General features: G+C 49.8%; 7 protein-coding genes. 6 read left to right on the forward strand and 1 reads right to left on the reverse strand.

What is annotated here, in order from left to right; all coding sequences use genetic code 11:
- Positions 1–4 precede the first annotated feature (4 nt).
- A complete protein-coding gene (locus T500_RS0107825; protein ID WP_028907655.1) occupies positions 5–3040 on the forward strand; it encodes a glycoside hydrolase family 2 protein in 3036 nt (1011 codons plus the stop codon).
- Positions 3041–3044: 4 nt separating this feature from the next.
- Here the strand turns inward: T500_RS0107825 and T500_RS0107830 are convergent, their stop codons facing one another.
- Positions 3045–7166 (reverse strand): hybrid sensor histidine kinase/response regulator transcription factor, encoded by a 4122-nt coding sequence (locus tag T500_RS0107830; protein WP_028907656.1) that lies wholly within the window; start codon positions 7164–7166, stop codon positions 3045–3047.
- Positions 7167–7379: 213 nt separating this feature from the next.
- Here T500_RS0107830 and T500_RS0107835 point away from each other — a divergent pair, with 213 nt between their 5' ends.
- From T500_RS0107835 to T500_RS0107855, 5 genes are all read left to right on the forward strand, one after another.
- A complete protein-coding gene (locus tag T500_RS0107835) occupies positions 7380–10478 on the forward strand; it encodes a SusC/RagA family TonB-linked outer membrane protein (RefSeq protein ID WP_230580875.1) in 3099 nt (1032 codons plus the stop codon).
- A gap of 7 nt (positions 10479–10485) precedes the next feature.
- Positions 10486–12528, forward strand: coding sequence for a RagB/SusD family nutrient uptake outer membrane protein (locus T500_RS0107840; protein WP_028907658.1), 2043 nt, complete (start codon positions 10486–10488; stop codon positions 12526–12528).
- Between the two features lie 51 nt (positions 12529–12579).
- Entirely contained in the window at positions 12580–15339 is a 2760-nt protein-coding gene (locus T500_RS0107845; RefSeq protein WP_028907659.1) for a SusC/RagA family TonB-linked outer membrane protein, read from the forward strand.
- Between the two features lie 31 nt (positions 15340–15370).
- Positions 15371–17101, forward strand: a complete 1731-nt coding sequence (locus tag T500_RS0107850; RefSeq protein ID WP_028907660.1) for a RagB/SusD family nutrient uptake outer membrane protein — start codon at positions 15371–15373, stop codon at positions 17099–17101.
- Between the two features lie 180 nt (positions 17102–17281).
- The gene (locus T500_RS0107855; RefSeq protein WP_028907661.1) at positions 17282–21139 is read left to right on the forward strand and encodes a hybrid sensor histidine kinase/response regulator transcription factor; all 3858 of its coding nucleotides are present in this window, start codon (positions 17282–17284) and stop codon (positions 21137–21139) included.
- Positions 21140–21319: the final 180 nt, after the last annotated feature.

Consider the following 21319-nt stretch of genomic DNA (forward strand, 5'->3'; position numbering starts at 1 on the left):
AAAAATGAAACTACGAACAACTCTTTGCGCCCTGTTGCTGTTAGGCTGTACATATACCCAGGCAACCGAGCGCACAAAACAGAATTTCAACAGCGGTTGGCGACTGACTGTTGGCGATGTGAAGGAGGCATCGAGGCCCGATTTCGACGATACACGTTGGACACGGGTTACCCTGCCCTATGCTTTTAATGGCGATGAGGCCTTTAAGAAAGACATTGTGAACCTGACCGACACCATCTGTTGGTATCGCAAAAGATTCAAGTTGGCGAATATTGCCAACAAGAAAGTGTTTATTGAGTTCGAAGGTGTGCGCCAAGGCGCCGATTTTTATCTGAACGGACAGCATCTTGGTTTTAGCGAGAATGGCGTGATGGCCTGTGGTTTCGATCTCACTCCTTACATCAAGGAAGGCAGCAACACCATTGCCGTACGTTGCGATAACAGCTGGACCTACCGTTCGCGCCAGTACGACAGTCGTTACCAATGGAACGACCGTAACTTTAATGCCAACTATGGCGGCATACCCAAGAACGTGTTCCTGCACATTACCGACAAGCTTTACCAGACCCTGCCGCTGTATAGCAATCTGGGCACCACAGGTACCTATATCTATGCTACCGATTTCGACATTCCAGGTCACAAGGCCACCATTCATGCCGAATCGCAGGTGCGCAACGAGGATAGTAAGCCCCGTAAGTTTACCTTCTTTGCCAAGGTGCTTGATATGGATGGCAAAGAGGTTGCCCTGTTTCAGGGCCCCCTTACCACCATACAGCCAGGCGAAACACGTACAGTAAAAATACAGCAGCCTGTAAGCGATCTGCATTTCTGGTCGTGGGGCTATGGATACCTCTATACCGTTCAAACCCTGTTGAAAGCCAAGGATGGATCGGAGATCGACCAGGTTACAACCCGTACCGGCTTCCGCAAAACCCGCTTTGCCGAAGGAAAGATTTGGTTGAACGACCGTGTATTGATGATGCACGGCTATGCCCAGCGCACCTCGAACGAATGGCCTGGTGTAGGTATCTCGGTTCCAGCCTGGTTGAGCGACTACTCTAACGATTTGATGGTAAAATCAAACGGCAACCTAGTGCGCTGGATGCACGTAACCCCTTGGAAACAGGATATCGAGTCGTGCGACCGTGTGGGGCTCATCCAGGCCATGCCTGCAGGCGATGCCGAGAAAGATGTGGAGGGGCCTCGCTGGCAGCAGCGAACAGCCCTGATGCGCGATGCCATCATCTATAACCGCAACAATCCCTCGATCCTGTTCTACGAGTGCGGTAACGAGAGTATCAGTCGCGAACACATGATTGAGATGAAGCAGATTCGCGATGCTTACGACCCCAACGGCGGACGTGCTATCGGCAGTCGCGAGATGCTGGATATCAACGAAGCCGAGTATGGTGGCGAGATGCTGTATATCAACAAGAGCAAAAAACACCCCATGTGGGCGATGGAATACTGTCGCGACGAGGGTTTGCGCAAGTATTGGGACGAGCAGAGTTACCCTTACCACAAGGAAGGCAATGGCCCACTCTACCGTAATGCCCCTGCCCTTGATTACAACCACAACATGGATGCGTTTGCCATCGAGATGGTGCGCCGCTGGTACGATTACTATATGGAACGCCCAGGTACAGGCACCCGTGTGAGCAGTGGTGGTGTAAAAATTGTATTCTCGGATACCAACACCCACCATCGCGGCGAGTCGAACTACCGTACCAGTGGCGTTACAGATGCTATGCGTATTCCTAAGGATGCCTACTATGTACACCAGGTGATGTGGAACGGTTGGGTAGAGCCCGAACATCAGCAAACCTATATTATCGGTCATTGGAACTACCCCGAAAACACCACCAAGAATGTGTATGTAGTTTCAACCGCCAACGATGTAGAGCTATTCCTCAACGGCAAGTCGTTAGGCCACGGCAAACAGAGCTATCGCTATCTTTACACCTTCGAGAACGTTACCTTCGAGCCGGGTAAGCTTGAGGCTGTAGCAGCGGATGGTAGCCGCTTCCAATTAGAAACCGCAGGCCAGCCCTACCAGTTAAAGCTTACTGCCATCCAGAATCCTGAGGGCACGAAGGCCAATGGTGCCGATATGGCCCTCTTCGAGGTTGAGGTAGTAGATAAGCAGGGGCGCCGATGCCCACTTGCCAACCAATTGATACACTTTGAAATGTGGGGCCAGGGCCAATGGATTGGCGGTATAGCCACACGCAACAACAACGATATGCAGCGCCCCGACAAGAACCGTCCGGCAGGCCTGTTAGATGCTGCTGACACCAAGAACGTATCCGACAACTATGTGGGTGCCATGAATCTGCCCGTAGAGTGTGGCGTTAACCGTGTATTGGTTCGCACTACCACCACCGCTGGCAAGATTAATCTATCAGCCTGGGCCGAAGGGCTTCAGCCTGCTTACATTGGGATAAATACAGAGAAGGTAGATGCCGAGAAGTATCTGCCACAGCTCACGCTGAAAGGTAGATTGGATCGTGGCGAAACACCACTCACCTCATCGTACACCGAGCAGGTCCACGGCATCGATATCGTGTCGGCTAAAGCTGGTTGCGACAGCGAACATGCTGCCAAAAGTTTTGATGATAACGAGCTGTCGGAGTGGAAAAACGATGGTCGACTTTCAACCGCATGGATTACCTATCGCCTGGCTAAGAAAACCGTTGTTGATGATATCTGCCTGAAGCTTACAGGCTGGCGCATGCGCAGCTACCCACTCGAGATTTATGCTGGCAAGCAGCTCATCTGGAGCGGCGAAACACAGCGCAGTCTGGGCTATATCCACCTAAAGCCTACCAAGGCTGTAAAAACAAACCAGATTACCATCCGTTTGAAAGGTGCTGGCAAGGATAAGGATGCCTTTGGCGGTATTGTTGAAGTGGCCGAACCTGCCGCTGGCGAACTCGACCTGTATAAAGCAAAGAACGTTGGAGATACGAAAAACGAACTACGAATTGTAGAAATCGAATTTCTGGAAAACGAAAAAAAAAGAGAATTGATGGGCATTTAGCTCATCAATTTTCTTTTCTATACTTACTGGGCGCTACACCATAATGCTGTTTAAAACACTTGTTGAAGTACGAAGCCTCAGGGAATCCCACCTTATAAGCAATCTCCGAGATATTCAGTTCGCCCTCAGCCAACATGTCGGCAGCAATACGCATACGCTCCGAAACCAACAGTTTGTTAGGCGACATTCCTGTTAGCTCCTTCACTTTGCCATACAGTTTGGTACGTCCCATGTGCATCAGTTCGGCCATCATATCTATACTGAATTCAGAGTTACTGATATTCTGCGCCACAATGCTGTACACCTTATCCTGGAATCGCTTATCGGCCTGCGATGTAAGGATGAGGGTAGCCGATGGTGCCGACGAAACCGATGAGGGTTCATCAGTGGTTTCAGTCTTCCCGACGGCTGTCGCCAAACGCATCTGCTCCTCTCTCCACTTAATCAACTGTATGATTCGAGCCATCAGGATACGGTAATTACAAGGCTTCACCATATAGTCGTCGGCCCCAGCCTCATAGCCCTTAATCTGATGCTTCTCGTCGTCGAGCGCTGTAAGCATAATAACGGGTATCTGCTTCAAGGCATCATTGGCACGCATCTGTTTCACAATGTCGTAGCCATTGGTATCGGGCAGCATCACGTCGCATATCAGCAACGATGGAGCCTCATTCATCAAGCCCTCAATACCATTCTTACCATTGGTATAGCCTACCACATTAAAATACACGCCAACCTCAGCCTTAATCTGCTCAAGCATATCAAGGTCGTCCTCAATAATCGCAATGGTCTTATCGTTCAAAGCCTTGGGCAGCATCTCCTTAATCACCTTCTCGGCCTCTCTGTCGGTATTTTCCTCCGTTTCTACAGCCACAGCCTGCTTATAGTCGGCTGCATCATAAAGAGCCTCGTCGGCAGGCAACGTCAGTTTAAACAGGGCACCACCTAATCGCCCTGAAGGTTCGTAAGTAAGCGTGCCTTTATGGGTTTGCGCCATCATATAGGCCGTATAAAGACCGATACCCATTCCGCCTTGCGATGCGTAACCATGCATAAAGGGCTTAAACAGCTGCTGCATACGGTTTGCGTCGATACCAGGCCCCGAATCCTCAACCGACAGCACGACATTTCCGTCAGCAACACCAAAGCGCACCTGTACGCAACCGCCTTGAGGCGTATATTTCACAGCGTTACTCAACAGGTTATAGGTAATGGTATCTACAATATGACGGTCGAATACCATATCATATTTTTTCTCGGATGGCATAAAAGACATCTGCAGCTCCTTCTGCTGGGCCGCATTCCAGAAGTCCTGATAGATATCGCGCACAAAACTAACCATATCGCCAGTTTCTACACCAAGACGCAAATTACCGGTGTTTATTTTCCGGAATTCCAGGAACAGGTTTACTAGCTTGCTCAGTCGCCTTACACCACGTTTAGCCGTCTGCAGGGGCTTTCGCTGTACGTCACCCGTTGCTTCCAGTTTGTCAACAGCACCACTGATGATGGCAATAGGCGTGCGGAACTCGTGTGCCACCTGCGTAAAGAAGTTGGTGCGGAATTCGGCCACCTTTTTCTCAACCATGATCTGCTGGCGCATTTTAAACCGCTCACGTTTCTGGCGATAGAAGATAGCCACACCCGTACCTATTATAATAAGGTATAGCATCCAGGCCCACCAGGTGTTGTACCAAGGTTCACGAATCACAATGGTCAGAATCGTTTCTTCACCATCTCCGGTAGTTCTCAGGTGAAAGATGTATTTTCCTGGCAACAGATTGCTGTATTCTACGCTATGCAGAGTGGTCTCTTCGCGCCATCCTTGGTCAACTCCCTCCAGATAGAACTGATACCTGGTACGTTCCGCGTGTGCATAATCAAAACACGAGAAGTGGATAATGAGCGAATTCTCATTGTGGGCAAACGATATCTCATCATCCATCATACGCATATCCTCGTACTGCTCATCATGGAATATCGATTTGCCGTTGACATCAATATCCGTAATAGCAGCCTTCTTGGCCTGTGTTTGTTCAAGGCGTTGGCTATTAGGTATCAGCGTAGTAATACCATCGTGCGTACCAAACAGTATCATGCCGTTATCATCAAGCGTCAGGGCACAACGGTCGGAGTAGATATTCCTGAGCAGAGTACTGCCCACTTGATAGTTCACCACCTGATGGGTTTTCATATCAATCATCGATATACCATTATCGGTGGCAGCCCAAACATAGCCCAGTTTATCCTCGGCCAGCGAGTGTATGTTGTTACTGTTCAATCCTTGTTTCGTTGATACTATTTCTAACACAAAGTCGCCATCGCTCTGATAGGCCGTTTTAACTACGCCTGTACCTTGACCTCCTATCAGCACCTGACCATTTTTCGACGGGAGAATACAATAGATGCTGTTAGAAGGCAGCCCCTCTTTTACGCCGATGTGTAGGAATGCCTCTTCCGAGATATTCCTAACCTTGGTGTCGATAGCATACACGCCATATTCTGTGGCAGCCCAAAGGATATCCTGCTTGTCGATAGCCAAATCGTAGATTCTGCTTTCCGAAGTGCTGCGTGTCAGGAAGTATGTTTCCTGTGTTTTCCCGTTCTTGCCAGGCTGCTGCATAATCAATCCCTTTTCCCAGGAAGCAAGCCAGGTGCGCCCACGCTTATCGGTCACACTGTCGAGCACGGTACTATTCGAAAAAGCCGATTCGGCATTAACGATGGTACTGGCTTTGGGGTTATACAGATACAAGTTTCGGCTCTGCGTTTCTAAGAGCACACGCCCATCCTGCGTTTTGGCCATTCGGGTAATATAGTTGGTCTTCATGCCTGGATGAAGCGGATCGGGCAACAGGTGTGCCGTATTTGGCTGGCGCGACTCAGTGAGGCATACGATACCAGCATCTTCCTGCCCAATCCAGATATTTCCACTACCATCCACATGTATATTAGTAAGGTAGTCGGTACCTATAATAGGATGCAGATCGCTGGCCGAATAATGTGTTATATCGCCGCCTTTAGGGTCGTACACAAACAAGCCGTTACCATACGTAGCTATATAGAATTTACCAGTAGTCCCCATCACCGTCGAGAAGTTGCGTTTGCGGGTAATGGCAAAATCGTGTTCGTGTAGTAAAGGAAACTTTTTAGCCTGTCCTACAGCCGGAAAGAGTGTCAGCGTGCCATACTTATCGGCTACCCAAAAGTTACCATGGTCCTCGTCGAGCACAATACCGTACTCCATCTGGCAATCCTGTGGCTTTTCAAAGGTCAGCTTTTGGCAGTCCATAGCTATCACCGATGTACGCGTCATCATCAACCACTTGTTGTGCCATACGATGTTGCCGTTAACCCTACCCATGTTACCATACTCATTGGGCACACGCAACTCGCGCAGCAGTTTGCCTTGGTTATTAAATACCAACACACGTCCGTCTCTCGACAGCGCAAAAACCTTATCTTTCCAGTGGTTCAGCATCATAAAATCGCCGCTTTTCACCACTTTCTGCAGGTTGCCGTTTTTATCAGCCCTGAGCAGTCCGCTATCCGTCAGTATCCAGATATTGCCAGCACCATCGGCTTTAAGGCGCCTTACTTTCGATACAGGCAAACTGCCATCGGCCTGCGTATAATCCCTGCAGGTATATTTACCATCACGATAGGTAACATGGCGCATACCGGCATTAGCCTCGTACATCCATATACCACCCTCCTCCGGGTAAAATCGTTCAAATATCTTTTGCGCGTCGCACGTACCTGTATAATCTACAAACTGTTTTCGCCTTAAATCATAGCAGGCATAATTAAAGGTAGCCGAACGTAGCCACATCAGCTGGTTCTTCTCGTCGATATGTATGGTACCCACATTAGCGTTTGTGATGCCGCCACCAGTACCGATGGTAGGGAAAACCAGGAACGAGTAGCCGTCGTAACGGCACAATCCGTTCGAGGTTCCAAACCACAGATAACCATCGCGATCCTGAACCATATCATTCACTCTGTTCGTAGGCAGTCCGTCAATCGTTGTAACCACCTTGCTCGTCAGGCGTTTCTCGCCGTACGATTTTGATAGTAGCATCACGCACAACAATAGTGTCAGTGCAACTTTTAGTTTATTAGTCATAATCAGTAGTATAGTAAGCGAGCGCAAAGGTAACAACTTTTTTTCGAAATAAGAATAAAACTCCAAGTTTTTGGATAATTTTACAAGTTAAAATATATTATATGGTATAATTTTGCAACGAAATTAAAACCTAATGTAACAATTTTAATTAAGTCAAACTAAAAAAAATTATTTATGATGCTAAAACTAAGGAAAGTCTCACTAACTTTTGTGATGTGCCTGCTTAGTGCCGCGGCTTTTGCTCAGACTGCAATCCGTGGTTCGGTAGTAGATTCACAAGGTGAGCCTGTGATTGGTGCCAGCGTTTTGATTGAAGGCGCAAAGGTTGCCACGGGTACGGTAACGGACTTCGATGGTAACTTTGTACTGAATGCCGAAACTGGTGCGAAGTTAAAAATTTCATTTGTGGGCTACAAAACCCAGAGTGTGACAGCCAAGAATGGCATGCGTGTTGTGCTTGAGGAAGAAGCAACCATGCTGAAGGCTGTCGAGGTTGTAGCTTACGGTGTTCAGAAGAAGGTGACGGTAACAGGTGCCCTCTCGAGTGTAAAGAGCGAAGACCTTACCCGTACACCAGTTTCATCAGTTAACAATATTCTGGCCGGACAGCTCTCAGGTGTTACCACTGTGCAGTACTCGGGTGAGCCAGGTAGCGATGCAGCAACAGTATTCGTTCGTGGTCAGGGAACCTGGGCCGATTCAGCTCCTCTGATTCAGGTTGATGGTGTTGAGCGCTCGATGGGCGATATCGACCCAGAGGACATCGAGAGCATCACCGTACTGAAGGATGCATCGGCCACAGCCGTATTCGGTGTACGTGGTGCTAACGGTGTAGTACTGATTACCACCAAGCGCGGCCAGGAAGGCAAGGCAAAGATTGATATCTCAACCTCGTTCTCAGCCCTTACGCCAACCAAGATGCTTGAATTGGCCAACTCGTATGAGTATGGTACCTTCTTTAATCAGATGCAGCGTAACGACTTCGACTTCTCTTCGGGCGAAACCTTTACGCCGATGTTCTCGGATGAGGTTTTGGAGAAGTTCAAGAGCGGTAGCGATCCTATCCGTTTCCCCAACATGCGTTGGAACGATTATATCATGAAGAATATGACCTTGCAAACCAAGCACAATGTAAACATCAGCGGCGGTACCAAGAACATGCGTTACTTTGTATCAGCTGGTTTCATGACCCAGGGCGGACTGTTCAAGGAGTTTGGCGACGATTTCCACTACGATTATCGCTACCAGCGCTTCAACTATCGTACCAACCTCGACCTTGATGTTACCCCAACCACCACACTGTCATTCAACGTGGCAGGTAACGTGAGCAACGCTCAGAAGCCTCACACCAGTCAAGGTGCTTCGGGTATGATTATGGCCATGACCCAGTCTACCCCATTCTCAAGCCCTGGTATCATTGATGGCAAACAGGTGGCTACCACTACCGACTATACCGATGGCGTTAACATGCCATTCATCGGCGGTAACGCTATGACCTATTATAATAATGCAGGTACAGGTGGTTATTTCCATTATAACGATAATAAGCTGCAGATGGACCTGCAGTTGCAGCAGAAACTCGACTTCCTCACAAAGGGTCTGCTCTTTAAGATTAAGGGGTCGTACAACAGTCTGTTCTCAGTAAACAAGGAGGGAACCGTTGGTCGTGCTACTTACTATCCAGTTATTCAGGACGATGGTTCAATTGCCTATCGTAAGAGCGGCGAGAACACACCTGTTTCATTCTCTGAGAGCACAGGCAAGGCTCGTAACTGGTACTTCGAGACTTCGTTGAACTATAATCGCACATTTGGCGATCACACTGTAACAGCCCTGTTCCTGTACAACCAGAGCAAGGAGTATTATCCTTCATCTTACTCTGATATTCCTCGTGGTTACGTTGGTTTGGTTGGCCGTGTAACTTACGACTGGAAAAACCGCTATATGGCCGAATTCAACGTTGGTTACAACGGTTCGGAGAACTTCCACCCCGATCGCCGTTTTGGTACATTCCCTGCCGGCTCTATCGGTTGGGTGGCCAGCGACGAGCCTTTCTTCAAGCCTCTTAAGAGTGTTGTTTCATTCCTGAAGCTGCGTGCCTCTTGGGGTTTGGTTGGTAACGACAAGGTAGGTGGTAGCCGATTCATGTATCTCTCCGACCCCTATCTGTACAACACAGCCATGGCTGCCCGTGGCGGTTACGCCTATAACTTCGGTATCGAGAACTCTACCCTTATCCCTGCTTACTACGAGGATGTAAACAATAAGAACAACCCCGAGGTTACTTGGGAGAAGGCCTTTAAGCAGGACTATGGTGTAGATGTGAACTTCCTCGACGACCGTCTGCGTGCTACCTTCGATTACTATAAGGAGCATCGTACCAACATTCTGCTGCGCGACTACTCTGCGCCATCAGTTGTAGGTTTCCAGCCACCTTATTCTAACCTTGGTGTTGTTGACAGCTGGGGTTGGGAACTCTCGCTGAAGTGGAACGATAAGATTGGTAGCGACTTCCGTTACTGGGCAACTGTTAATCTCTCGCACAACCAGAATGAGATTAAGGAGAAGAAAGAGGCTCCTTACACCAACGAGTATCAGTATGAGAAGGGCCACCGCATTGGCGCACGCTACATGTACAAGTTCTTCCGTTTCTACGATGCCGACACTCCACGCCTGTACGAGGAGACCTTCGGACAGCCATTCCCCAAGCAGCTGGTTGACCTGAAAGATGGTGACGCCGTATTTGTTGACCTGGATGGTAATGGCGTAATTAACGAGGACGATAAGACCCGCGACCTGGGTTACACCGACGATCCTGAGTTCATGGCAGGTATCAACGCCGGCTTTGCTTGGAAGGACTTCGAGTTCAACATGCAGTGGACAGCCGCTTGGAACGTATCACGTGTTATCAGCGACGTGTTCCGCTACCCATTCCTGGATCGTACCACAAAAGACCGTGGTGGACTGCTGAAATATCATCTTGAGAACACCTGGAACCCCGATGCTCCTGGTCAGGACTACGAGTATCCACGTGCCACCTGGACTAATGGTACTACCAACAACTACCAGGATTGCGCACTCTACGAGAAGGATGCTAAGTATCTGCGCCTGAAGACTTTGATGATTGCCTACAACATGCACTTCCCATTCCTCAAGGCATTGGGTATCAACCGTGCACAGGTAGCACTCAGCGGTTACAACCTGCTCACCTTCACACCGTATATCTGGGGCGATCCCGAGACACGTGCCAGCACATCTCCATCTTATCCCCTCCAGAGAACCTATACAGCAAGTCTGAAACTTAATTTCTAAAAGCTACATGAAACTGAATATAAAAAATATAATAGGTGTAAGCCTGCTAACGCTTAGCCTTGGCGCTTGCACCGATACCGTTAAGTTCGGAAATGCTTTCCTTGAGAAGGCTCCCGGTGGAACGGTAACAGCGGATACTGTATTCAGCAATCCTGAATACACCCGCAACTTCCTGGCAGGTATCTATGCAACCCAGTATTACAACCTGCCTACCAACTCAACCAACGCAGCACCTCAGTGCCAGAACTACTGGAAGGGTATGCCCGATGCACTGGGCGACGATTTCCACCTGTTGTTCAACAATACCATTGTGTTTGGTAAGTATTACAATGGTTCGCTCACATCAGCCATCGATGGTAATAAGAATGGTAATATCTACCCCTATACAAACGAGTACATCTGGGAGAATGTGCGCCACTGCTGGATTCTGATTGAGAATATCGACAAGGTGCCCAATATGACCGATGCCGAGAAGGCTCGCATTAAGGACGAGGCTCGCTGCCTCATGTCGTATGCCTACTTTATTGCTTTCCGTTTTTATGGCGGTTTGCCCATCATCACCGGTTCGTTTACAGGTTCCGAGGGCAGCTACGACCTGCCTCGCCGCAGCGTAGAGTCAACCGTTAACTTCATGGTCGATCAGCTTAACACCGTTATTAAGAACAAGGCTCTGCCTTGGGCTTACGAGGGTTCTGAAGCCGATACCGAGACCGGGCACTGGACCTTGGCTGGCGCTATGGCCTTGAAGTGTAAGGTATTGCAGTTTGCAGCATCACCCTTATTTAACGATGCTCAGCCTTACTGGCAGGGAAAGTACACTGTAGAGGCCGACACTTGCGCTTGGTATGGTGGCAGCAAGCCCGAACTGTGGCAGCAGCTGAAGCAGGCTTGTGCCGACTTCTTTGCTCAGATGAACGCCAACGGCCATTATCACCTGGTACAGCCACTTGGCACCACCCAGGAGGATTACCGTTACGCTTTCCGCAGCGGCTATATCCTGCAGAACAGTCCTGAAATTCTGCACAGCATCCGTCGTAGTAACAATGCACATGGTAACGACTACGGTTGGTACAACCTTGGTTGGGGTGGTAAAGCCGATGGTAGCGGCGGTAACGACCGTTATGCTTATTGCCCAACTCAGGAGTACGTAGAGATGTTCCCATGGGCCGATGGTACACCGTTTGATTGGGACAAGGCCCAACAGGAAGGCAAGCTCGACTATATGTTTGTAAAGGGTGATACCGTTAAGGGCCAGCAGCTGCTGCAGAACCTGCAGTACACCCGCGACCCACGACTTTACGAATCAGTAATGGTTAACGGCGACCGCCAAACCCTGAACTGGGCCGACGGACGTGCCAGCGGTGCCAACTGGGAGATGTGGGTTGGCGGCACAACCATAGGTACTGCCTCGAAAACCAACTCGGGAAAGTATGGTACCGGCTACCGCATGCTGAAGTACATTGTTGGCGAGGCTATGCGCCGTAAAAAGCCACAGTGGAACGCCATCATGCTGAGCGATATCTACCTGACTTATGCCGAGGCACTGCTGCAGGCCGACAACAACGCAACCGAAGCCATCAAGTATGTTGATGCCGTACGTGCCCGCGTAGGTTTGAAGGGCTTGGTTGAGTGCAACCCTGGCATGAATCTTACCAGCAACAAGCAGGCCCTGCTTGATGAGATTCTGCGTGAGCGTGCTTGCGACCTGGCATTCCAGATGGAGCGCTACTTTGATATGACCCGCTACAAGCGTGCCGACCTGTTTGAGCGCACATTGCACGGTTTGCGTATCTACCGTCTGGTTAAGGATAAGAATGACAATTGGGTACGCGAGGAGAGTCAGTGGTACAACAAGTCGTTCAACAAGAAGTTGAAAGAGGACGATCCTAACTTCTACGAGCCTTCGCACTTCGACTTTGAGCGCTTTGCCATTACAACCGGTGCCCGCAAGTGGTGGACCGACGGTTTCGATCCTAAGTGGTATCTGCAGCCATTCCCCATCACCGAGATTAACAAGGGCTATGGCCTGTATCAGAATGCCGGATGGTAAGAAGGGAATTGATAATTAAAAATTGAAAATTGAAAATTTTTATTGAAATATATGAATAAAAGATATATAGTTGTGCTTTCAGTATTGGCTGGTATTTCCCTGCCTACTATGGCACAGATCGACAAAGAGCTGGCACCCGAGGAGCAAACGGCAGCCGTTTCGGTCATCAAGACCGATAAGACCGACCGCCGTAGCGCCAAGAATATCGGCAACAGCATTCTGGGTGAGGGCAATGGCCTTATCTCGCTGCAGAATGGTGGTCGCTATGCCGCTCAGAACCCTACATTCTATGTACGTGGTTTGCAAACATCAAGCAATAACTCGCCACTCATCCTGGTAGATGGTATCGAGCGCGACATTACCAGCATCTCGCCCGAGGAGGTTGAGAACGTAACCATCCTGAAGGATGCCGCTGCTGTTGCTCTGTATGGTTACAAGGGTACCAATGGCGCCATCAACATTACCACCAAGCGTGGACAGTACGATAGCCGTAGCATCAAGGTTACTTACGACCACCTGTTTAACACCATCGCCAACAAGCCAAAGTTTGTTGATGCCTACACCTATGGTATGGCCATTAACGAGGCTCGTATCAACGATGGGCTCTCAGCCCGCTACAGCACCCAGGAGCTTAACGCCCTGCGCGATGGCACCAAGCCTTATCTCTATCCAAACGTAAACTGGGTAGATGAGACTTTCCGCAACACCGCTATGACCAACAAGTACAACATCGAGTTCCGTGGTGGTGCCAAGAAATTCCGTTACTACACCATGGTTGACCTGATTTCGGATAAGGGGTTTGTTAAGTCGCCCAACAACAACGAGGGCTACTCTACACAGGACAAGTATGTAAAGGGCAACCTGCGCATGAACCTGGATATCGACCTGACTGAGACTACCGATGTACGCGTAAACCTACTGGGAGTACTGCAGGAAACATCGCGCCCAGGTTCGCAGGCCGACCTGTGGGACATGGTTTACACCGTTCCCGCAGCTGCTTTCCCTGTAAAGGATGCCAACGGCGTTTGGGGTGGTAGCGATGTATGGGCAGGAACCAGCAACCCTGTGGCTCAGAGCGTAGGCGCCGCCTACTACAAGAACCACTCACGCTCGCTGATGTTCGACGTTACCCTGAAGCAGGACCTTGGCATGTTTGTAAAGGGTCTGGGTGCTCAGGTACGCGTGGGTTACGACAACACATCGAATATTTACGAGGACCACTCTAAGACCTATGTATATAGCGTAAACGCTCCCTCATGGGCCGATGGCGATGCCGAGCCGAGCGTAAAAACCGCTACCTATGGCAAGGACAGCGAGATGGGAACCGATGCCAATGTTAACACCTTTGCACGTCGCCTGCACTTCGATGGTGGATTTAACTACGACCGCACCTTTGGTAAGCACAGCATCTACTCGCAGCTTAAGTGGGATTACGAGTACGAGGATCCTAATGGCGTTAACAACACCATCTACCGCCAGAACTTCAGCTGGTTCACTCACTATGGCTACAACAGCCGTTACTTTGTAGATCTGGCACTGGTTGAGAGTGGCAGCAGCCGTCTGGCTCCCAGCACCAAATGGGCCTTCTCGCCCACCCTCTCAGCAGCCTGGGTTATCACTAACGAGGATTTCATGCAGCAGGCAAGCTGGGTTAACTACCTGAAGCTACGCGCATCGGCTGGCATCATTAATGCCGACTACCTGCCTGGCGATGACGTGTGGACCTACTACGCTCAACAGTATGCTACATCGGGTGGTGTTTATCCATTCGATAGCGGTTGGAACTCAGAGTTCGGTCGCACCTACCTGGGCCAGATGGCAACAGCCAACCCCAGCCACGAAAAGGCTTACAAGTATAATGTTGGTATCGATGCCAAGCTGTTTGGTGCACTCGATGTAACCTTCGACTACTGGATGCAGCAGCGCAAGGACATCTGGGTATCTGCAGCCGGAAAGTATTCGGCCGTACTGGGTATGGATGCCCCTTACGAGAATGCCGGTCGTGTGGATAGCCACGGATTCGAGCTCGGTCTTGATTACACCAAGAACTTTGGTGCCGTTACCTTCAACCTGGGCGGTAACCTGATGTACACCAAGAATAAGATTAAGGAGATGCTGGAGGAGCCACGCCTGTACGATAACCTCATTCAGACAGGCAATCCTTACGGACAGATCTACGGTCTGGAGGCTATCGGTTTCTTTAAGGACGAGGCCGACATCGCTGCCAGCCCCACACAGACTTTCTCTACCGTTAAGCCTGGCGACATCAAGTATCGCGACGTGAACGGCGATAACATCATCGACGCTAACGATAAGGTAGCTATCGGTCATAGCACCACCTGCCCCGAACTGTACTACAACTTCCATATCGGAGCCGAGTGGAAGGGATTAGGTTTCTACGCCATGTTCCAGGGCACTGGCAACTACAGTGCCGTGCTTAACACCAAGAGCATGTACTGGCCACTGGTTGGTAACACCAACATCTCGCAGTATGCCTACGACAACCGTTGGACGCCTGAGAACCAGAACGCCAAGCTGCCACGCCTTAGCAGCGAGAGCAACGCCAACAACTACCAGACCTCAACACTGTGGCTGGCCGACCGCTCGTTCCTGAAGCTGCGCAACCTGGAGGTTTACTACAACCTGCCCGCTTCGCTGCTCGAGAAAACCAAGATTGTAAACGGTGCCAAGCTTTATGTACGTGGTATCGACCTGCTCTGCTTCGACCACATCGACGAGAGCGATCCCGAGGCCTACGACATCAACCCCGTTAACAAGAGCATCGCACTTGGTTTGAGCGTAACATTTTAATTGAGAATTAAGAATTTAGAATTAAGAGAATATGAAACTGAATAAATTATTCATCGGTGCCCTGGCAACACTGGCGATGGCCTCTTGTAACGATAAGATGGATTACAACGAGTATAACATCTACGACAAGGACTACATCACCAAGAACTTCGGTAATGTCGGCGGTTTTATGACCGATTTATATAATACGGTAGATTACGACTTCGGTAACTACTCGAGTGGCGCCATGCAGGCTTCGGCTACCGACGAGGCCATGTATAGCAAGCTGGGTAACGGTATCGACGATTTCTACAATGGTGCCTGGAGCCCATCAAACGCAAAGAACTCTATCTGGAACAGCATGTACTCGGGCATTAAGGTGGCCAACCACTTCCTGGCCGAGATGCAGGGCTTGGACTTCGAGGAGCTCAAATTGAATGCCGACTACGGTGCACAGATGTACCGTTACGAGCACTATCAGTACGAGGCCCGTTTCATGCGTGCTTACTATTACTTTGCACTGGTTCGCCAGTATGGCGGTGTACCCTTGGTAACATCAGAGATTACTGCCGAAGAGGCTAACAACATTGCTCGCAGCAGTGCCGACGATGTGTTTAAGTTCATCATCGATGAGTGTAACGACATCCAGGGCAAGATTACCGAGGATTACAGCAACCTGGGCCAGTATGCTACTGGTACCGAGGAGAGTGGTCGTGCCGATAAGTTGGCCGTTCTGGCCCTTAAGGCTCGTGCAGCCCTGTACTGGGCAAGCCCCCTCTTCAATGCCAACGGCGATAAAGAGCGCTACCACACAGCAGCCACTTACACCAAGGAACTGCTTGATGCAGCCGAGGCACGTGGCAAGGGCCTTACCGCCAAGTACGCCGACCTGTGGGATGCCGCCAGCTTCAACACGCCAACCATCATGAAGGAGATACTGTTTGGCCGTCGTTACTATAAGAATTCGAGTGGCGACAATCTTGTTGAGACCAACAACTACCCCGTTGGTATCGAGGGCGGTACAGGCGGAAACTGTCCTACCCAGAACCTGGTTGACGCTTACGATATGCAGGCTACCGGTCTCTCAATCAACGAGGCTGGTTCGGGCTACGACGCCAAGAACCCCTACGCAGGTCGCGACCCACGCCTGGCAGCTACCGTAGCCGTTAACGGCGATCAGTGGCCCACGTACTCGGGTGCCGCCAAGCTCGAAACCTTCCAGGGCGGTATCAACGGCGAGCCTCTTACAGGCGCCACACCTACCGGCTACTACCTGAAGAAGCTGTGTAACGGTGCCATCTCGCTGGCCAGCAACTCAAAGCTTAAGGAGAGCCGCCACACCTGGCTCACCTTCCGCATGGGCGAGTTCTACCTGAACTATGCCGAGGCTGTATTCAGGTATCTGGGTTCGGCCGATGCTACCAGCGCCGAGTTCCCCATGTCGGCTCGCGAGGCAGCCAGCAAAACCCGCCAGCGTGCAGGCATGCCTGCCTTTGCCGAGGGATTGGATGCTACTACCTTCTGGACCAAGCTGCAGAACGAGCGCTTTGTAGAGTTGGCATTCGAGGGTCATCGTTTCTGGGATGTACGCCGTTGGAAAGAGGCCGACAAGTTCTTTAAGAACATCGTAGAGATGAAGCTTACCAAGAACGAGGATGGCAGCATCAGCTACAAGCGCCAGACGGTCAGCCGCCAGTGGAGCGATAAGATGTACCTCTTCCCCATCCCACAAACCGAGTTGATGAAGAACCCCAACCTGACACAGAACCCAGGCTGGGAGTAAGATAGAGTAAATCTCTTCAACATTTAAATAGCTTGTTTTGCCCGCAACAGAGCAGAACAAGCTTTTTTTTACGTATTGACTTGCACTCATGGCTGTTCGAAACATTTTTCCATGTCTATGAAACAAAAACCTATGGTAGTTCCAGGAATTTTGTTTAATTTTGCAGCAAAATGATACGATATGAGACAAATATTACTATCTTTGCTACTAATCGTCATGCCATTGATGGCGCATGGACAGGCAGGCCAATTCTTCCCGTCAGAACGTTTTTCAAGCGGTCTGATTAACGATGTGTGCCAGGACAAATATGGCTACATCTGGATTGCGACCGAGAACGGACTCAACAAGTTCGACGGCTATCGGTTCACCACCTATCTGTCGCTTCCCGACGATTCTACCACATTGAGCAGTAATATCGTTACCAGACTCTATTGCGACAAAAAGGGGCAGCTCTGGGTGGGGACAAGAACCGGCCTCTCGCGTTACGACTACGCCAGCAATCGTTTCATCCAATACACATTTCCTACGCCAAACAACCCACGCATCATATCCGTCCTTGAACGTAAGAACGGCGAATTTCTGTTTGGCACATCAGGAATGGGACTTTTTGAACTGAAAGACAACACCCTGCACAAAGTGCCGGATGGGCATACCACCCAAAGTGGCAATTGGTATTTCAATCAGATGATGGAAGATAGTCACGGCCGTTTCTGGAAGTGTGGCTATGGCGAAGAAATCACGATGAAGGATCAGCATCAAGTACATCAGTTCTTTGTCCAACAAGGCATTGTGGTCAAGATGGTGGAGATCAATGGCGACATTCTCGTTATTCGTCAGCATGGCATCAATCGCTATCACCAAGGACAAATGACTAAGGCAGATATCGACCTCACAGCCCTTGGAGACGACAATGTGGTTATCAGTAGTGCATTCCAAAGTAGGAATGGCAACATCTATATTGGTACGCGAGGCGACGGTCTGTTCATACTGAAGAAAGGCAGTAAGAAGCTGGAGCGCGTTGAATGCCAACTCAACGGTTTGGATCTGAACACGGCCAAGATCTGGTGTATCTACGAAGACCGCATTGGCAACATTTGGTTAGGCTGCCAGTCAAAAGGTCTGGTCATGATACCTCGCATCCAGCCCCAGTTCTCTTCATGGAGTTTTTCGTCGCAAGGCTATCGCATCAGTTCCACCATTACCTCCATCTGCAAAGGCGATCAGGACATGGTTTGGGCTGTTGTACAAGGCAACGGCGTGTATGGATTCGACAAGCGTGGCCATATTGTGTCACACCCTGCCTCACCGCCATCGGCCGAATTAATCTACCGCGACCGCAAGAAACGCTACTGGATAGGCACTGATAAAGCGCTTTATTCGTACGACCCGCAGACAGGCAGATCGCAATATCAGGCATCCTTTGTTTGTGACAAGCTGAACGACATGACGGATTTAGGCGATGGGCGATTGTTTATTTCCCTATACTCGCGTGGTTTCTGTATTTACAACCCAGAAGACCACTCCGTACGCAAATTTCTGGCAACAGAGCACGATGCTGTAAGAGGACAACTTCATAACAACTGGATTATGGCGATGATGCCCGACAGGAATGGCTATATCTGGATGGCCACATCTGCTGGTATCTCATGCTACGCCCCACAAGACGACAATTTCCATCCTTACGGTTGGAATAGTCTACTTGAAGGCACCATGTGCTATTCGCTTTGTGAGACCCAAAACGGCGATATACTCATCGGCACCGACCAGGGGCTTTTCACCTACCATCTTGGCGACCAGCAAGTATCCCGATTCGGTTATGGCGAGGGTCTGTCCAACAAAGTAGTGGGTTATATTGTAAAAGCCAACAATGGCGACATCTGGTGCGCCACCTCAATGGGTATCTGGCAGTTCGATCAACAAAGAAAGAACTTCATTGGCCATGTTATCGGTAACGGACTTACCACCAAGGAATACATAAACTGCGTTGGCATGCATACCAGCGACGACATGATATACTTTGCCAACAACGACGGTTTAACGGTGTTCAACTCCACACGTGCAACCGGCTGCCACAGAGATCTGCCCCCCATCAAGCTAACAGGTTTCTTCGTTGCAGGCAACCCCATGACCAACGGCCCCGTGATTGAAACCGACGCCTATCAGGTATCGTATCTTGACAACAGCATTACACTCGAGTTCTCGCTGCTTGATTTCGTAAGTCCCGACAATATTATTTACGAATATCAAATCAACGGTTCGAAATGGATACAGAAAGCCGAGGGCGAGAACAGTATCCAGCTAAACCATCTGCAGCCAGGCATATACAAGATTGAGGTAAGAGCCCTCTCAGCGGGTGTTTACTCTGAGATAAAAACCATAACGGTTAAGGTAACCCCTCCCTGGTATCAGTCAACCTGGGCCCACATCTTCTATCTGTTAGTTGGTGTGTTATTATTGGTAGCCCTGGTGTTGAGCCTTCGCCGCAAGGCCCATCAGCGAATGGACGAGGAGAAGATGAAGTTCCTGATGAATGCCACTCACGACATCCGCTCGCCGCTCACACTGATTATGGGTCCTCTGGCCAAGTTAAAAAGCATTGCCACAAACAGCGAAGAGCAGGTTTATATCGACACGATCGACCGTAATGCCCAGCGCCTGATGGTACTGGTGAACCAGATTCTGGACGAGCGACGTATCGACAAGAACCAGATGCAGCTGCACTGCAGGGAGACTAATCTCGTGGAGTTTATCAGCGGCATCTGTAAGCTATACCAATACAACGCCAACCAGCGTAACATCACCTTCCTGTTCGAACACGAGAAAAACCATGTATTGGCATGGGTAGATCGCATCAACTTCGACAAGGTTATCTCTAACCTACTCTCAAACGCCTTCAAATACACCTTCGACGGCGGCGAGGTAAAAGTGGTTCTGCGCGAAACGGAGAAAGAAATCGAGATACAGGTGATCGACTCTGGTGTGGGCTTCAAAGAAGAAGAGGCCGAAAGACTGTTCGACCGCTTCTATCAGGGACGTAATGCCGACGACCTTGGCATGCAGGGCACAGGAATTGGACTGAATCTCAGTCGCTCCATCACCCAAATGCACGGCGGCAAGATAAAAGCCACCAATCGTAAGGATGGCGAGCGAGGTGCCTGCTTCACGGTAACCATTCCAAAGGGATATGGCCATCTGAAACCTGAACAGATTATCACCGACGCCCCTGCCCGCGAGATTCTGTCTAGCGGTGCAAGCGCCCGACAAGCATTCCACCAGTTCCATATCCTTGTGGTTGACGACGATCAGGAGATTGCCGACTACATCAACAACGAACTGGGCAACCACTACAAATTCGACCATGCCCCGAATGGAAAAGAGGCGCTTAAAATCCTTCTCACCCAACAGTACGACCTGGTTATCAGCGATGTGATGATGCCCGAGATGGACGGACTCACCTTACTGAAACGTATCAAAGATAATCCTCAGATTTCGCAGATTCCAGTAATCATGCTCACCTCGAAAGCCGAAGTAGAGCACAAGCTCGAAGGTCTGAAGTCGGGTGCCGACGCCTATATTGCCAAGCCGTTCAGTATGGAGGAGCTTCATATCCAGATTGACAATCTGATTGACAACGTCCGCCGCCTGCGTGGTAAATTCAGCGGAGCCATGCAACAGGAGGAGCGCGTGGAGAAAATTCAGGTTAAAGGCAACGACGATGCGCTGATGGAACGTGTGATGCACTCAATCAATGCCAACCTGTCGGATCCCGAATTCAATATCGACACGCTGGCTGCCGACGTGGGTATCAGTCGTGCACAACTGCATCGCAAGATGAAGGAGATTACCGGCATCTCCAGTGGTAAGTTCCTGCGCAACCTGCGCATGGAGCAAGCCGCCCGCCTGCTGCGCGAAAGCAAGGTAAACGTTTCACAGGTTGCCTTCAAGGTAGGTTATGCCGATCAGGCCCATTTCTCGACCGCATTTAAGACACATTTCGGCATGTCGCCCTCGGAATACATCGAGACACATAAGGAGTAGCATCCTGCAAGAACAGTGACATTTGTATCGGTATTTTGCGATTTTGTTGCAAAATACCGATATATTATATATTGCACAATAATCGCAGGGCTATGCAACAAATTCCTTGCAACAAAAACATATTTTTGCCTTACCTTTGCGGCAGATTTACCCAAATTTACTAATAATTAAAATCATTTG

It is taken from the genome of Xylanibacter ruminicola Ga6B6, from assembly GCF_000687715.1.
Classification (GTDB): Bacteria; Bacteroidota; Bacteroidia; order Bacteroidales; family Bacteroidaceae; genus Prevotella; species Prevotella ruminicola_B.

Excerpts from the sequence above, each read along its gene's own strand:
- T500_RS0107835 (WP_230580875.1), top strand. The coding sequence starts at position 7,380 with ATGTGCCTGCTTAGTGCCGCGGCTTTTGCTCAGACTGCAATCCGTGGT.
- T500_RS0107825 (WP_028907655.1), top strand. The coding sequence starts at position 5 with ATGAAACTACGAACAACTCTTTGCGCCCTGTTGCTGTTAGGCTGTACA.
- T500_RS0107845 (WP_028907659.1), top strand. The coding sequence starts at position 12,580 with ATGAATAAAAGATATATAGTTGTGCTTTCAGTATTGGCTGGTATTTCC.
- T500_RS0107850 (WP_028907660.1), top strand. The coding sequence starts at position 15,371 with ATGAAACTGAATAAATTATTCATCGGTGCCCTGGCAACACTGGCGATG.
- T500_RS0107855 (WP_028907661.1), top strand. The coding sequence starts at position 17,282 with ATGAGACAAATATTACTATCTTTGCTACTAATCGTCATGCCATTGATG.
- T500_RS0107840 (WP_028907658.1), top strand. The coding sequence starts at position 10,486 with ATGAAACTGAATATAAAAAATATAATAGGTGTAAGCCTGCTAACGCTT.
- T500_RS0107830 (WP_028907656.1), bottom strand. The coding sequence starts at position 7,166 with ATGACTAATAAACTAAAAGTTGCACTGACACTATTGTTGTGCGTGATG.